Consider the following 776-nt stretch of genomic DNA (forward strand, 5'->3'; position numbering starts at 1 on the left):
TTTGCGCGTGTCTACGTTCGCGACATCGAACAGTGTCCGGGTGCAACGGCTATTCCAGAATGACCACGGGGCCTGCATGCCGACGGCGCGGTAGGCCGCTTCGATAATCGGCTGGTCGAAATTGGCGCCGTGGCTCCAGACGCGCTCGCCGCCGTGCGACTGCCACCAGGCAGAGAACGACCACAGAGCGTCCTGCAGAGGCTGCGGGTCGACGAGCAACGCTTCTTGCGCTGCTTTGCTCTGCCGCGCCCACCATGCCTCAGTGTTGGCGTCGACGTACAAGCCAGCCGCTTCGCAGCTCGCGCGATCGACGTTGACGTAGAATTCGGCGCCGAGCGCATCGCTGTTCGGATCGAAGAAGAGAGCCCCGATGCTTCGGATGACGCAGCCGGGGCGCGTGCCGAGCGTTTCGAGGTCGATCATGACGTCTTTCATGCGAAGTCTCCCGACAAGGAAAGGAGGCGACGCCGAAGCGCCGCCTCGCGATGGTTCACTTCTGGTTGGTGCCCTCGACGCCGCGGCGCATGCGTTCCAGGGTGCGCTGTTGCAGCCAGTGCATCGCCTCTTCGATGTGCGTCAGCGCACAGGCGTTGGCCTTGCAGGAGAACGGCCCCGCCTGAAACGAACGGAGACGGTCGGCGACGATGGCTAACAGCGCCTCGTGCGTAAGACCGTTGACGCCGGCTTCGTTGATCGGGCCGTTCTGGAACAGGATGGTTTGAAAGTCGCGCGGCGCTTCCTGGTAGGAAGGGTTGCCGGCCGTGTTGAAGCCGCTG

Annotated in this window: 2 protein-coding genes; both read right to left on the reverse strand. The window is 63.9% G+C overall.

The window, feature by feature from the left end:
- Nucleotides 1-435, reverse strand: a 435-nt coding sequence (locus DNK49_RS23125; protein WP_133255172.1) for a 3'-5' exonuclease, incomplete at its 3' end; no start/stop codon positions are given.
- Nucleotides 436-490: 55 nt separating this feature from the next.
- The coding region (locus DNK49_RS24215; protein WP_207807106.1) for an Acb2/Tad1 domain-containing protein at nt 491-776 on the reverse strand (286 nt) is incomplete at its 5' end.

Source organism: Parazoarcus communis SWub3 = DSM 12120, from assembly GCF_003226565.1.
Taxonomy (GTDB): Bacteria; Pseudomonadota; Gammaproteobacteria; order Burkholderiales; family Rhodocyclaceae; genus Parazoarcus; species Parazoarcus communis.